The organism is Vibrio sp. 10N.247.310.23, assembly GCF_041467155.1.
In the GTDB taxonomy this organism is placed as follows: Bacteria; Pseudomonadota; Gammaproteobacteria; order Enterobacterales; family Vibrionaceae; genus Vibrio; species Vibrio crassostreae_C.
Genome location: NZ_JBFSTZ010000012.1, coordinates 21,955 through 36,641 on the forward strand (window position 1 = coordinate 21,955; position 14,687 = coordinate 36,641).

The window sequence follows — 14,687 nt, forward strand, 5'->3', positions numbered from 1 at the left end:
AAATATTGATTTTAAAAAATGTTGTTACTTAGAGGGCATTACATGCCGCCGTGAGCACCTGGAGGTCCGAATACAAACACTTGCAGTGCCCAAACTAGGAAGCCGTAACCGCCTACAAAAGCCACACTTAATATTGGGAAGAGAACCACCGCGATGAAGAGGAAAGACTTCCACTCCAGCGAATGTTTTTCGCTAGTTTCAATTTTATTAACATCACTCATACATTTTGCCTATTTTGTATTTAGTAATTTCGAGTAACCCATTCTATGGGGCTAAAGTTCTTAAGTATCTAACGACAAATTTTAGACCATACTCAAAGTAGGGTTCAATCAAATCTCCCGTTATAACCCTTGCTAATCAATACTTTTTTGAGCTCATCCAAAGTTGTTTTTAGTTAAACAAAGTTATTAAAAAGTATTAACAAATGTGAAGAATTAAGTATATTTCACAAATGTTAAATTCCAACACCTGCGCAACCGTATTGTAACCAATTTTAACGTTTTACCTACTAAGTAGTAGCCAAAAATGCCTCAAAAAACCAATATTTTGTGGTTTGATTGTTAAATTATTGATCGTTTTTCGAATCGATGACTTTGCAGTTGAAATGCATCATTTGGCACTTTCATATATGATAGAAGCCTTATTAAAAGGAAGCATTATGCAAGACGTTATTGATATATCTTGGTGGCAATTATTGTTTTTCAGTTCACTTCTCTTGCTGCCAATTGTAATCAACTACAAGCTAAAACTTGGCCTTGGCAAAGAGGCTTCTATCAGCATCATTCGCATGACTGTTCAGCTATTTCTGGTTGGCCTCTACCTAGAATACCTGTTCACTTTGAATAGCTTGTGGGTCAATTTACTGTGGTTATTTACGATGATTATCGTTGGGGCAAGCTCGATTGTTGAAAAGTCCAAGTTACCCCGAAACCTCTTGTTAGTCCCAGTCGCTGTGAGCCTAGCGGTAACCTGTGTACCCATTGTCTTGTTTATCTGCTTATTCATCATTAAACCAACACCGGTTTTTAACGCACAGTACTTAATCCCTATTGCAGGGATGCTGTTAGGTAATAGCTTAAGCAGTAACATCGTGGCATTGCAGAACTTGTTCGGTGCTTTTGAAACGCAGAAATCAGAGTACGAAGCGGCTATCGCTTTAGGTGCCTCTCCTTCCTATGCTGCAGCGCCTTTTGTGCGTAATGCTATACAGAAAGCGATGTCTCCTATTATGGCCTCAATGGCAACCACAGGCTTGGTAACGCTACCAGGAATGATGACAGGACAAATCTTAGGGGGTGCTTCACCAATGATCGCGATTAAGTATCAACTGATGATCATGTTGGCTATTTTCGTGATGATGAGCTGCTCCTTAGCGCTTGCACTTCACCTATCGTTAAAGACTTCTCTGACCAAAGAAGGGCGAGTTCTCGCTCAAATACAGCCTTCAAAATAACCTCCCGACTCATCTTAGATCTGGTTACTCACTGAATTTGATACAGGTTATCCACAGAAATTGTGGATAACCAAATCAATATAGATCCTTTTTTGTCCATTTCGGCTCGCGCAAAGATCATTGCCATTGATCCTTCGGTGATTTCAAAGACATATACACACGTGCAGAACTGCGTTGTTAAGCGTTCAAATGATAATTTAAGAATTCAACGAGTAAGTTTTCCACAAATAAAAAACGGCCTGCAATGCAGGCCGTCTTGTAAATGTCATAAGTCAGTTCAATGTTTCCACTCTGAGCTTTAACTAATCTTGTCACTGAGCTAGTCACACAAGCTTTGTTGATCCGCCATCTTTATTAATCGCGTAAATAAATCAACCAATACCACATGCCAACAAAGATACCGCCGCCGATGATGTTACCGATAGTAACGGGCAGCAAGTTGTTCATCAGAAAGTCCATCATGTTTAGGTCAACATAGTCTGCTGGATTAGCCCCTGTCATTGTCCAGAATTCAGTTGGAGCAAATGTTTTGATACCGATAGCTAAAGGAACTTGGAACATATTCGCAATACAGTGCTCAAAGCCCGATGATACAAACATCGCGACAGGTAAAATCAGTACTGCAATTTTGTCAGTCAGTGTTCGTCCACTAAACGTCATCCATACCGCGATACAAACCAATACGTTACACATGATGCCAAGCGCGATAGCTTGGATAAAACCATGGTGCATTTTGTGCTGAGAGATGGCCATGGCATTCAAACCCACTTGCCCATGGTCGAACATGTACTGTTTAGTCAGAAGCATGCATGCCACTAGCAATAAAGCACCAATAAGGTTACCGATATAAACGGTCGCCCAGTTCTTTACTAGGGTTCCCCAGCTAATCTTGCCACTTGCACGAGCAACAAGAGTGAGCACCGAACTGGTAAATAGTTCACCGCCAGTAACAACAACGAGGATTAGGCCCAAGCTAAATGCAAGGCCACCTAGGACGCGAGTAATACCCCACGGCAAATCACCAGCACCAGTCGTTACGATGGTGTAAAACACAAACGCAATACCGATATGTATGCCAGCGGAAATCGCTAGGAGAAAAGATTTGGTTGGATCTTTGGTTGCTTTACCTACGCCAATATCTGCAGCGCGCTCAGCCATTTGTGGCGGTAATAATGAGTCAAATTGGTTTAGATTCATGATGATTTACATTTTGAAACATGTTGTCGGGAGCGCGATAATCCTCTCTTTCATTTCTGAATTCAAGAGCTATTTGGGACTCAAAATACCTCCCACAACCTTGTGGAAAGGAAATAGCCCAAGTTATTCAAAATTCATACGACTTTAGTAGTAAAAAGAAAACTATGCTGAATGATTAGTTATCAGCATAGAAAATAACACATCTATAAATATCAACAAGTTACGTTAAAAATAAAAGAATAACGTACACTAAAATGGCTCACAGAGCGCTTTTATTTCTAGATTTTGACATAGATCAACAGAACGTAAAAAAGCGCCCTAAGGCGCTTTTAACTCAATCACAAATAAAGAAATTAGTGATGCTAAACCGAAGGTTCAATCACTTCTTCTGATGATTGTTCTAGGGTTGAATCCTCTAGAGTAGATTCAACAGCTGGGGACATCACATCAGAGTCACTTTCGTTGGCCACTTTGCCACCTAAGCTTTTCAAACTATCCACTAACTCTTCTAAGCTTTTAATGTGAGCATCACTCTTGGTAATCTGCTCACCGAGCAACTCACTGTGCTTGGTCGCTTCAACCAATTTCTGTGTTTGTTTCTGATTCTCACTTTCTAACTTAGCGAGTCGTTCAGTCAAAGTTTTAATCTCTGACTTTAATGACGCCGTCATGTCTGAGCCTTTCAGCGCTTTAACACTCGCTACAATTTTTTGAGACTGAAGGCGCAATACAACATCACGGTGATCTTCATCATTAACCACTTGTGAAATGCTCAGCAACTGATTCTCTGCATTCAAAACCGATTGTTCGAACTTGTCGCCTTTTACACTCGCGAGCACTTTTACTTCATGAGCGACACTGCGCACGTGGTTCAACTCAAACTCCGCAGCGTGTACCGCATCTTCAATGATCGACTTTTCACGGGGACTGGCTTTGACTTGGCTTTCTGCCAAAGCAATTTGAGATGCTGCTTTAGCAAACGTCAGTGGAGCAACGTCATCGAAATCTTCATCTTCCAAGAACTCTAATTCGTTCTTCAAAGGTTCGATGTATTTCTTATGTGCCACTTTAACTTCTAGTAAGCGAGCATTGTTAAGAAATTCCACCTGCGCTTCTTGAGCGTCTTCAAGCTCATCGACCAGAACATACTCAAACAACTCGCTGTATTCTGAATACAAACGTTTGTAGCTCGAGGTAAACATGGTATCTGCGCCAAGAAACTTCAGGTAATCCATTTGGACAATCGAATCCGCGAGTACTCGATCAGCCTTCTTCTTTAACACTAAGATCGAGTCATAGTTTGATTTGATCAAAGCGATTTTTTCATCGAAGGCTTCAGCGTAAGTTAGGCTCGAAAAAATGGAGTAACTCTTGGTTATCCGAGTTTCGTCTTTAAGTAAGTCCGCATAAATGCTTTCAGCATCATCCCATGCGTCTAATAGTTCATTGTAATTCTCTGGTGCATAGAGAGACAATTGAGCATGGTCTTCAAGCTTAACTTCCCATTCGGAGTAAACGCTTTGGACAGACTGAAATGAACGGACCTCTATTGTCGATTCATTATTGTTGTTTGTGGTTTGGTTCGCGTCTGTCTGCTCTGAGGGTGTACTTTGACAACCTGAGATAGCAAATAGCATACTGATCGTTAATGCTACTTTGTTCGCTCTCACTTATGCATATCCTTTTTATACAATATTCGCTCAATGCAAATTATTTCTAGTCACAATATATTACAACCACTTAGCAATAAACATCACTGATGATTTAAGTGGGTGCAAATCACCCAATATAACCAAAATAAACTCATCACTCGATGATTAATCAATCAATTTGGTATCACTTATCAATTCTCTTTATTTGCTATTGCCTGAGCCGAGAATGCGCACTAAGGTGAAGGTAGAGAACGTTATGAATATATAGGTCAATTATGAAGTACAACGCTGAACATATTGCTGATTTAAACCTCCTTCTTCAATTTGATGTAAGTAGTGCAGCTACTGGAATTAAAGTCCATCAAGAGGCAGCTCAAGAAACTCAAGACGCTGTTAAGCGCCTATTCGAAAAAAACCTTTGTACTCAGCCAGACGGCGGTTACCTAACAGATGAAGGTATCGAGATGGCAGAGCGCGCAGACAAGCTTCTTCGCGTACTAAACTAAAGCTCCATTGTTCTAGTAAAAACTCCACTTGCTTCGGCCGTGGAGTTTTTTCATTTTTGGGCAAAGCTTTGTTAGGCTTATTGTAAATTCGTCATTTGCAGTTGTGAGGAACACATGGCTTCTATATTTATTGTCGGTGCAGGATGGGTAGGTGCACCTTTATCTGAACATTTAGAAAAACATGGTAACCGAGTAGTGGTCACGAAAACGACCCAAGCGGGAGCAGATGCCATTGGTAGCGAACAAATTCCATGTGAAGTGTTTAGCTTTGATTCATCCGATCCACAACAGACTATCGGGCGACTCTATTCATTGTTACTCGAAAACAACACTGAAATTGTGATTGGCAGCTTCCCTCCTGGCTTTAGAAAGGGAGCAGGACAAGAGTATGCCGACTACTGGCAGCAACTCACCAATGCATGCCAAAAGGCCAACATTAAAAAGCTCATTATGGTTAGTTCAACTACGGTATACCCAACTAAGCCGGGTGTGCTGAACGAGCTGGATGCATCACTCCCCCTTTCGACCTCAGATAACGAGCACGCGTCTTTATTTTCCGATAACGCACGAATCATGCTGCAAGCTGAACAGTCAGTGATTGATTCCGGTATCGACTACACCATTCTTCGCTTTAGTGGCTTAATCGGCCCAAGCCGTCACCCATCACGCTTCGCAAGCAAGTTAAAACAAGTCAGCACTCAAGCTCCAGCCAACATGCTGCACCTTGATGATGCAATTGGTGCTGTCGATTTCGCTATCAGTCAACTGCACAATGAAATAGTTAACGTGACCACACCAAATACAGTCAGTAAAGCGGAGTTTTATGCCGCGGCACTGAAAAGCGCCAACAGCAGTGAGCCTCTGCCCGCTGTTGTTGATACCCCAGACAAGTTAATCTCTTCGAAGAAGATTCTCGACTTAGGTTATTCATTTAAATTCGAATCCACACTGGACGCACTTCATGACTGAACAATCTATTGCTAACAAAAATCCCAACATAAAACTGCATCGCTCAGTCGACACCCTTTGGAACTTTATGTCGATGGGTCACAAGGTTACGCCTTCCGACTGTATCTTTGTATTGTGTAGCAACGATACTCGCGTAGCTGAATATGCAGCCGAGCTTTATCACCAACAGATCGCGCCTTACATCGTTTTTTCTGGCGGTGTGGGGCGCTTTACCGAAAGAAGCTTTGAACGCTCAGAAGCAGAAACATTCGCTTCTATCGCACGGGATTGTGGCGTGCCTGACTCTGACATTATCATAGAGAAACACGCAACAAATACTGGGGAAAATGTACGATTCACTCATGAGTTGCTGACAGAAAAAGGGTTATCGCCGAAGAGGCTAACCTTAGTTCAGAAGCCCTTCATGGAGAAACGTACCTACGCAACCTTCAGTAAACAATGGCCTGACGAAACTTCCGAGATTACCGTGACGTCGCGATGGCAAACTTGGGATGATTACTTTAACGAAGAGTTGCCGTTAGATATGGTGTTAGGCGCATTAATTGCTGATTACGAGCGAATCAAATCCTACCCAGAGAAAGGCTTTCAGATTGAGATGCCGATCCCCGACGACGTTGACCACGCCTATCAAGCATTGAAGAAGCTCGGTTTCGAATAAGCAAAAGTTAGACTTTGAACAAAGTAAAAGCTCGGCAGGAAATAAAACAAAAGCTCGGCTTGGAAGAAAGCAAAACACAGGCCCAATAAACAAAAACGGTGACACTTGGTCACCGTTTTTCGTTCTTTCGCGTTAGCAAATAGAGCTGCTTATTTACCTAACGCTTCTTTGTAGTGCAGACGGCAAACAGAAACGTATTTGTCGTTACCGCCAATAGCCACTTGGTCGCCCTCAGCAATCGCCACACCGTGCTCGTCGGTACGAATTACCATGTTCGCTTTACGGCCACAGTGACAAATTGTTTTAAGCTCAACAAGTTTATCTGCCCAAGACAGTAAGTAACGGCTACCTTCAAACAGTTCACCCAGGAAATCGGTACGTAGGCCGTAACAAAGTACAGGGATGTGCAGCTTATCAACCACTTCTGTTAATTGGTACACCTGCTCCTTCGATAAAAATTGGCACTCATCGATCAAAACACAATGACGCTTTTCTTCCTCATTGAGCTTTTTGATCGCATCAAACATGTTGGTGTCATTTTTAAACAGCTGAGCTTCAGATTGCAGACCAATTCGTGAGCTCACTTTACCGATACCATAGCGATCGTCCAAAGCTGCCGTAAAGATCACTGGCGTCATGCCACGTTCTTGGTAGTTGAATGAAGATTGAAGAAGCGTTGTTGATTTACCCGCATTCATTGCCGAGTAATAAAAATACATCTGAGCCACAGAAATATTCCTGTTAATTAAAAGTTGAAGATAGAAAAGGTGAAAATAGAGAATTCGTGCTAGAAAAAAGGGCTGAAAATCAGCCCTTTTTATAAGATTTACTTACGACGCCAAGTCGTACCTTCTGGGCCATCTTCCAGAACAATACCCAACTCGTTTAGCTTATCACGTGCAAGGTCGGCATTTGCCCAATCCTTTGAAGCACGAGAGTCGTTACGCAGTTTGATCAACGCTTCGATTTCAGCCACTTCGTCGTCGTTACCTGCCGCATCACCTTGTAGGAAGGCTTCTGGCTCTTGGTGAAGAATACCGATGATGTCTGCTAGTTCACGCATCAATGCACCCAGTCCGCTTGCTTTTTCAATGCTTTCAGGCTTGATACGGTTGATTTCACGAGCCATTTCAAACAGTACTGAATAAGCTTCAGGTGTGTTGAAATCATCGTTCATCGCTGTAGAGAATCGAGTCACGTACTCTTCGCCACCGGCAGGAGCGGCTGTAAGGTCTAGGCCACGAAGTGACGTGTATAGACGCTCTAGTGATGCGCGAGCTTGGTTTAGGTTATCTTCGCTGTAGTTTAGCTGGCTACGGTAGTGACCAGACATTAGGAAGTAACGTACCGTTTCAGCATCGTAATGTGCTAGCACGTCACGGATAGTGAAGAAGTTACCCAGTGATTTAGACATCTTCTCTTTGTCTACCATCACCATACCACTGTGCATCCAAGTATTTACATACTGAGTGCCGTGCGCGCAGCAAGACTGTGCGATTTCGTTTTCGTGGTGAGGGAACTGCAGATCTGAACCACCACCGTGGATATCGAAGTGGTTACCAAGAATAGACGAGTTCATTGCTGAGCATTCGATGTGCCAACCTGGACGACCCGGGCCCCATGGCGATTCCCATGTAGGTTCACCTGGCTTAGACATCTTCCAAAGAACGAAGTCTAGTGGGCTGCGTTTTGCAGATTCAACATCAACGCGAGCACCCGCTTGAAGCTGATCAAGGTCTTGCTTTGAAAGCTTACCGTATTCGTCGAATTTCTTTACTTCAAACATCACATCGCCGTTGCTTGCAACGTATGCGAAACCACGTTCAATCAGCTTTTCAACAAGCTCGATGATTTCAGTGATGTATTCTGTCGCACGAGGCTCAACATCTGGACGCTTCATGTTCAATGCATCAAAGTCAGCGTGCATCTCACCGATTAAACGCTCAGTCAGAGAGTCACAAGACTCACCGTTTTCGTTAGCGCGTTTGATGATTTTGTCATCGATATCTGTGATGTTACGAACGAAATTCAAATCGTAACCAAGGTAACGAAGGTAACGAGTTACTACGTCGAAAGAAACGAACGTACGACCATGACCAATATGACAGAGATCGTATATGGTTACCCCACAGACATACATGCCGACTTTGCCAGCTGTAATTGGTTTGAATTCCTCTTTCTGTCTTGTGAGCGTGTTATATATCTTCAGCATGATCTCTATCTATTTTATGGATTAATCAAAATAAGCTCGCAGTATAACAAGTCATACCTTAATAGGTAATCCCTAAAAGCAGGAATTATACCAATCACGGTAAGTAGATGGTCATAAATAGCGCAGAAAAAATGCTTGAGAACAAGGAAGCTCTTTTCGACAAAAAGTTTCGATAAGTAGTTATTCTACATTCAAAATTTCTAACGACGTTATCAAGTGTTTTAACAAGCTAGGATGGCCAGTTATTTACTACGATTGGTATTACCTCAAACATCCGAGTTAAGTTAATGATTTGGTGATTTGAAAGTCTGCCAACATGCGCTAGAATTCGAACTTCATATTAAAAAGACAGTAAGGTAACAATCATGATCATCCTTCACACAAATTTTGGTGATATCAAAGTTCAACTTAACGAAGAAAAAGCACCAGAAACATGCGCAAACTTTCTACAGTATTGCCGTGACGGTTTCTACGACAACACACTATTCCACCGTGTTATCGATGGTTTCATGATTCAAGGCGGCGGCATGACTTCTGGCCTTAAAGAAAAGGCAACTCGTGCAACGATCAAGAACGAAGCAAACAACGGTCTAGCGAACAAAGTTGGTACGCTAGCAATGGCTCGTACTATGGAACCGCATTCAGCGAGCTCACAGTTCTTCATCAACGTTAACGACAACTCTTTCCTAAACTTCCGTAGCGAAAGCCTAGACGGTTGGGGCTACTGTGTATTCGCAGAAGTTGTTGAAGGCATGGACATCGTAAACAAGATTAAAGGTGTTAGCACTGGTTCTATGGGTATGCACCAAGATGTACCTCTAGAAGAAGTGATCATCACTGGTACTACAATCGAAGCTTAATTCATCGCTTTCGGTTAGTATTGATGAGCCGATAAAATCAGGATATAGGGAGCGAATCGCTCCCTTTTTTTAGACCTATGAAAACATATTTTATATCAGATCTGCACCTTTCTCCGTCACGAGAAGACATCACAGACTGCTTCTTAACCTTTATGAAGAAAGAAGCCGTAGAAGCGGATGCACTTTACGTATTAGGTGACCTTTTCGAATTCTGGATTGGTGACGATGATAAGAGTGAATTCGCGACTTCTATCCGCCAAGCGTTTATCGACTTAGTGAAAACAGGCGTGCCTTGTTACTTTACTCAAGGGAACCGCGACTTCTTAGTCGGCAAAAAATTTGCTAAGCAAACGGGCGTACAACTTCTCGACGAAGTTTCTACGATCGATATCTACGGGCAAAAAGCGGTAGTATTGCATGGAGACACTCTATGTACTGAAGATGTAAAGTACCTCGCCTTTCGCGAAAAAGTGCATCAGCCATGGTTACAATGGGTCTTCAACCGAATTCCATTTTTCATCAAGAAGAAAATTGTTTCAAAGGTTCAATCAGATATCAAAGATGACAAGCAGACCAAGTCTCTCGACATCATGGATGTGACACAGCAAGAAGTCGAAGATGTGATGGAACGAAACAATGTCGATCTGATGATCCACGGCCATACTCACCGCCCAGACATCCATACATTTAATGCTAACAATTGCACTAAAACCCGTATCGTACTTGGCGATTGGTATACGCAAGGCTCAGTGCTGGTGTTCACGCCGCAAAGTTTTGAACTACAGAATCGAGCGTTTAGCAATAGCTTTTAACATAACGCTTAAACTTTCACTTTGATTATTATTGTCGGTCAGACTTTCTTAGAAAGTGTATGGTAATTTCTAGTGAATTAGCTATTATCTCTCTACCAGAAATAAACCGAACACAGTACCAAGTTGAAATATTCATACGTAGCGCGTCAACCAATACTCGACACAGGCAAGAAAACCATAGGTTACGAGTTGCTATTCAGGGATGGTCCTAAGAACACTTTCCCTGAAGTAGAGCCGGAGCTCGCTACTAGCCGTTTGCTTTCCGATCACTTCTTATCGACCCACTATAATACGTTGGGTGATAAGCTTGGGTTCGTGAACTTCCCATATGCAAGCCTAATCAACTTAGTCCCTACTCTGTTCCCCAAAGAAAGCCTCGTTGTTGAGGTTCTTGAAGACTGCGAACCAACAGACGAATTACTTGAAGCAATCAAAACCATCTTTGACGCGGGTTATACCATTGCGCTAGACGACTTTGTGCCAAGTAAAGCTTGGAAGCGCTTCTTACCCTACGTTTCAATTATCAAGTTCGATATCCGTTTGACGCCAATTGCCAAAGCAGCGATGTTTATGAACTCTCTCAAAGGGCTAGATATCAAGTTCCTTGCTGAGAAAGTAGAAACGTACGAAGAATACCAAGAAGCGAAAAAAGCAGGCTTCACCTACTTTCAAGGTTATTTCTTTAGCAAGCCAGAGATGATCCAAACGCGTGCGCTCAACCCGGCATTCCTGACGACTGTTCAGCTGTTAAAAGAGATTGCGCACGACCCTATCGACTTTGGTGAAGTAGAGCGTTTGATTACGCTCGATGTGACCATGTCGTATAAGCTACTTACCTACGTAAACTCCGCTGGCGGTTCACCAACAACGATTCGTTCATTCCGCCAAGCGCTTATTTACCTTGGTGAACAAAAGCTGCGTAAGTTCGTTTCACTGGTGGCTATCGCATCCGCGAAAGAAGACAAGCCGGACTCACTCTACGGTTTAGCGGTATTACGCGCGCGTCAATGTGAGCTCTTAGTCGAGAAGATGAATGTGAAGGTTGAGCCAGGACAAGCCTTTTTGACCGGTATGTTCTCGCTACTGGATTCACTGTTTGACCAACCGTTGAAGCAAGTACTGGACTCAGTGCCAATCGACGATGAGATTAAACAGGCCCTTATCCAACGTAAAGGCGTGTTAGGTGCGATTTTGGCCATGGTTATTGCTTATGAACAAGCCCGATGGGACGAAGCAACGCGCATTCGTAAACTTCTCAAGCTAAGTGAGGCTCAACTAGGCCAAGCTTACGATGAAGCAACGACTTGGACACAAGAGCTATTGTCTCCAGCCTTGAAATAGTAAACTTCGCGCTAACACTTTGATAATTTCAATAACTTCAACAGAAACCAAACTTTGGTGAGCGATCGTTTCTTGGTAAACTCCCACGCATTCACTTATGGCCTCTTAATAGAGGCCATTTTTACAGGATCTGACTATGTCTTTATGCCCATGCGGTAGCAAAAATACTTACCAACAGTGCTGTGAATCAGCGCACCTTCACCACAGTGCTGTTGAAACGCCTGAACAGTTGATGCGCTCTCGTTATTCAGCGCACGTGTTGGGTTTAGTTGACTATGTTGTTGCGACTTACCACCCTAGCTGCAACACAGAAGCGCAAAGAGAAGGTATTGCCGAATCTATCAACAGTGATTGGGCAGGACTAGAAGTCATCGATACTGCGGTAGGCTCGCACCAAGACGAAGGCTTTGTTGAGTTTAAAGCTTACTTCAATGAAGAAGGCGCACAATACTGCATGCAAGAACGCTCTCGCTTTATACGTGAAGACGGTCTTTGGTACTACATTGATGGTACCTTCCCAGAGCAGGAACAAACTACACAACCAGAAATTGACCCACGCTTAAATCAAACCGTTGAGAGCTTTAAAATCGGCCGTAATGATCCGTGTATTTGTGGCAGTGGTAAGAAATACAAGAAGTGCTGCGGGTAACTCGTTCGACTAAGAAGTCAGATTAAGAGAAGAGATTCCTGATGTCGCTTAGGCTCCTCGGAATGACGCAAAGTCAGAGGTTAGAAAAGTGACGTAGGGCTTAGAAATCTTGAAATCTTGAAATCTTGAAAATTAAAAAACTAAAAAGCCCCGTAAACATGTTTGTTTGCGGGGCTTTTGTCTGTCTTTTACGCGGTTCTATTAATCTAAAGAGAGCTTACTTATGACGCTCTTTCAGCTTGTTTACCACATCATCCATCGATAAGCCTTGGTCTTGAAGAAGAACCATTAGGTGGTAAATCAAATCTGCTGATTCACACACTAACTCCGCCTTATCGCCCGACGTCGCCGCAAGCGCGACTTCAACGCCTTCTTCGCCCACTTTTTGCGAAATACGCTTGGTGCCACGGGCATATAGACTGGCAGTATAAGAAGATTCAGGATCGGCGTCCTTGCGGGCAGCCAATAGCTGCTCAAGCTGATGAAGCCACACCATCTGAGACTCTTCTTGCTTGTCTCCATCCCAACACGTTGTTGTACCTGTGTGGCACGTTGGACCAATGGGATTAACTTTAACCAGTAAGGTGTCGCTGTCACAGTCCAAGGCGATGTTTTGCAGTTGCAATACATTGCCCGACGTTTCACCTTTCGTCCAAAGACGCTCTTTTGTGCGAGAGAAAAACGTCACATTGCCAGTTTCACCCGTTTTCTCAAGTGCGGCTGGGTTCATGTATCCCATCATTAGCACTTGGCTTGACTGGTAATCTTGAACAATCGCTGGCACTAAGCCATCTACTTTTTCCCAGTTAATACGCTCTGACAATGCGCCTACTTCTGTTTTTGATAAGCTTACGGGTTCAAAACTACTCATAGTCGCACCTCTACATCTTGTTGTTTTAAATACTGTTTAAGTTCACCAATATTGATGACTTGTTTGTGGAATACCGAAGCCGCAAGTGCTCCATCCACGTTGGTCTTTTTATAAGCTTCAGCAAAGTGCTCCATTGCACCAGCGCCACCAGAGGCAATCAATGGCACATTACACACTTCACGCACCATGTTTAACTGATCGATATCATAGCCGTTACGAACGCCATCTTGGTTCATCATGTTTAACACAATCTCACCTGCGCCACGCTTCTGTACTTCCTGCACCCAATCTTTGGTTTCCCATTTGGTTGCTTTAGTACGCGCTTCATCGCCTGTAAATTGGTAAACCTGATATTTACCGGTTTCTTTGTCGAAGTATGAATCGATACCGACAACGATACACTGAACGCCAAACTTATCAGCAAGGTCAGTAATCAGCTGTGGATTAGCCAATGCCGGTGAGTTGATTGACACTTTATCCGCACCAAACTCAAGAATGCGCGCTGCATCTTCTGCTGATTTAATACCACCAGCGACACAGAAAGGGATATCGATCACTTCAGCTACGCGTTTCACCCAGCTTTTATCGACCACACGGCCATCACTTGATGCGGTGATGTCATAAAATACCAATTCATCGGCGCCCTCTTCTGCATAGCGTTGTGCTAGCGGAACGATGTCACCAATAATTTCGTGGTTACGGAACTGAACGCCCTTAACCACTTGTCCGTCACGGACATCCAAACAAGGGATTATGCGCTTTGCCAACATGCAAATGCCTCCTCTGCGGTAAACTTGCCATCAAGTAGTGCACGACCCACAATCACACCCGCAACACCGCTGCCTTTTAGCGCTTCGATATCAGCTAGGCTGCCAATGCCGCCCGATGATTGGAATTGCACTTGTGGGTACTGCTTACAAAGATCAACATAGAGCTCTACGTTTGATCCTTCTAGCGTGCCATCGCGTGAAATATCGGTACACAGCACGTGTTTAAGACCAACTGTGAGGTAGTCTTCAATCAGCGCTTCAATGGTCACACCTGAATCTTCTTGCCAACCTGAAATCGCCACTTTACGTATGCCGCTTTCGTCAATATTGATGTCCAGAGCCAGCACGATTTTTTCCGCGCCGTACTTCTCCATCCAACCTTTCACCAACTCAGGTTGCTTAACGGCTGTAGAACCAACCACAACGCGCTGTGCGCCAGCTTCTAGCAGATCAACGACATCTTGTTCGTTACGCACGCCACCACCAATCTGGATGTTCGCAGGCGTGCTAGCAAGGAGCTTAGCAATCAAGTCTAACTGACGAGCCGTTGTGTCTTTTGCGCCCGTTAAGTCAACAAGGTGCAGCCAGCCAGCGCCAGCTTGGTGGTACAGATTAAACTGCTCTGCTGGGTCTACTTTGTATTCTGTTACTTGCCCGTAGTCTCCTTGGAATAAGCGAACTACTTGGCCTTCAATTAAATCTAACGCGGGAATAATCATTTACATTCCTTATATGGC

Annotated in this window: 16 protein-coding genes; 8 read left to right on the forward strand and 8 right to left on the reverse strand. The window is 43.5% G+C overall.

From position 1 onward, the window contains the following. Positions 1–38 precede the first annotated feature (38 nt). Complete coding sequence (gene torE / locus AB6D93_RS11010; RefSeq protein WP_017060298.1) at positions 39–221, reverse strand: trimethylamine N-oxide reductase system protein TorE; 183 nt, start codon at positions 219–221, stop codon at positions 39–41. 437 nt (positions 222–658) lie between these two features. Here torE and AB6D93_RS11015 point away from each other — a divergent pair, with 437 nt between their 5' ends. Next, on the forward strand, positions 659–1,453 hold the full coding sequence (locus tag AB6D93_RS11015) for an ABC transporter permease (protein ID WP_102332942.1): 795 nt from the start codon (positions 659–661) through the stop codon (positions 1,451–1,453). Between the two features lie 354 nt (positions 1,454–1,807). Here the strand turns inward: AB6D93_RS11015 and focA are convergent, their stop codons facing one another. Both focA and AB6D93_RS11025 read right to left on the reverse strand, forming a co-directional pair. Beyond that, positions 1,808–2,650, reverse strand: a complete 843-nt coding sequence (gene focA / locus AB6D93_RS11020; RefSeq protein ID WP_065583873.1) for a formate transporter FocA — start codon at positions 2,648–2,650, stop codon at positions 1,808–1,810. Positions 2,651–3,012: 362 nt separating this feature from the next. After that, positions 3,013–4,320 carry an ATPase gene (locus AB6D93_RS11025; RefSeq protein ID WP_102332943.1) on the reverse strand — a complete coding sequence of 436 codons (1,308 nt, stop codon included), beginning with the start codon at positions 4,318–4,320 and terminating at the stop codon, positions 3,013–3,015. A gap of 257 nt (positions 4,321–4,577) precedes the next feature. Between AB6D93_RS11025 and AB6D93_RS11030 the strand changes: the two genes are divergently transcribed. From AB6D93_RS11030 to AB6D93_RS11040, 3 genes are all read left to right on the forward strand, one after another. After that, a complete protein-coding gene (locus tag AB6D93_RS11030) occupies positions 4,578–4,808 on the forward strand; it encodes a TIGR02647 family protein (RefSeq protein ID WP_017060280.1) in 231 nt (76 codons plus the stop codon). Positions 4,809–4,922: 114 nt separating this feature from the next. Further along, positions 4,923–5,777: an NAD(P)H-binding protein gene (locus tag AB6D93_RS11035; RefSeq protein ID WP_017060279.1), complete on the forward strand. Its 855-nt coding sequence runs from the start codon at positions 4,923–4,925 to the stop codon at positions 5,775–5,777. Continuing rightward, on the forward strand, positions 5,770–6,435 hold the full coding sequence (locus AB6D93_RS11040; protein ID WP_032545711.1) for a YdcF family protein: 666 nt from the start codon (positions 5,770–5,772) through the stop codon (positions 6,433–6,435). The genes AB6D93_RS11035 and AB6D93_RS11040 overlap by 8 nt, the downstream gene beginning before the upstream one ends. A gap of 149 nt (positions 6,436–6,584) precedes the next feature. Here the strand turns inward: AB6D93_RS11040 and AB6D93_RS11045 are convergent, their stop codons facing one another. After that, positions 6,585–7,163 carry a thymidine kinase gene (locus AB6D93_RS11045; RefSeq protein ID WP_017060277.1) on the reverse strand — a complete coding sequence of 193 codons (579 nt, stop codon included), beginning with the start codon at positions 7,161–7,163 and terminating at the stop codon, positions 6,585–6,587. Between the two features lie 98 nt (positions 7,164–7,261). Next, positions 7,262–8,647: a cysteine--tRNA ligase gene (gene cysS, locus AB6D93_RS11050; RefSeq protein WP_017060276.1), complete on the reverse strand. Its 1,386-nt coding sequence runs from the start codon at positions 8,645–8,647 to the stop codon at positions 7,262–7,264. 365 nt (positions 8,648–9,012) lie between these two features. Here cysS and AB6D93_RS11055 point away from each other — a divergent pair, with 365 nt between their 5' ends. From AB6D93_RS11055 to AB6D93_RS11070, 4 genes are all read left to right on the forward strand, one after another. Continuing rightward, the gene (locus AB6D93_RS11055) at positions 9,013–9,507 is read left to right on the forward strand and encodes a peptidylprolyl isomerase (RefSeq protein ID WP_102332944.1); all 495 of its coding nucleotides are present in this window, start codon (positions 9,013–9,015) and stop codon (positions 9,505–9,507) included. Between the two features lie 77 nt (positions 9,508–9,584). Continuing rightward, entirely contained in the window at positions 9,585–10,319 is a 735-nt protein-coding gene (gene lpxH / locus AB6D93_RS11060; RefSeq protein WP_017060274.1) for a UDP-2,3-diacylglucosamine diphosphatase, read from the forward strand. Positions 10,320–10,442: 123 nt separating this feature from the next. Continuing rightward, a complete protein-coding gene (locus tag AB6D93_RS11065; protein ID WP_102332945.1) occupies positions 10,443–11,660 on the forward strand; it encodes an EAL and HDOD domain-containing protein in 1,218 nt (405 codons plus the stop codon). A gap of 136 nt (positions 11,661–11,796) precedes the next feature. Beyond that, positions 11,797–12,309, forward strand: coding sequence for a YchJ family protein (locus AB6D93_RS11070; protein WP_102332946.1), 513 nt, complete (start codon positions 11,797–11,799; stop codon positions 12,307–12,309). 217 nt (positions 12,310–12,526) lie between these two features. Here the strand turns inward: AB6D93_RS11070 and hisIE are convergent, their stop codons facing one another. From hisIE to hisA, 3 genes are read right to left on the reverse strand one after another with little or no spacing between them, the layout of a single operon-like run. Next, positions 12,527–13,180 (reverse strand): bifunctional phosphoribosyl-AMP cyclohydrolase/phosphoribosyl-ATP diphosphatase HisIE, encoded by a 654-nt coding sequence (gene hisIE / locus AB6D93_RS11075; protein WP_102332947.1) that lies wholly within the window; start codon positions 13,178–13,180, stop codon positions 12,527–12,529. Beyond that, positions 13,177–13,950: an imidazole glycerol phosphate synthase subunit HisF gene (hisF, locus tag AB6D93_RS11080; RefSeq protein WP_017060270.1), complete on the reverse strand. Its 774-nt coding sequence runs from the start codon at positions 13,948–13,950 to the stop codon at positions 13,177–13,179. Before hisF ends, hisIE begins: the two co-directional genes overlap by 4 nt. Beyond that, positions 13,932–14,669, reverse strand: a complete 738-nt coding sequence (hisA, locus tag AB6D93_RS11085) for a 1-(5-phosphoribosyl)-5-[(5-phosphoribosylamino)methylideneamino]imidazole-4-carboxamide isomerase (protein WP_017067391.1) — start codon at positions 14,667–14,669, stop codon at positions 13,932–13,934. The genes hisF and hisA overlap by 19 nt, the downstream gene beginning before the upstream one ends. Positions 14,670–14,687: the final 18 nt, after the last annotated feature.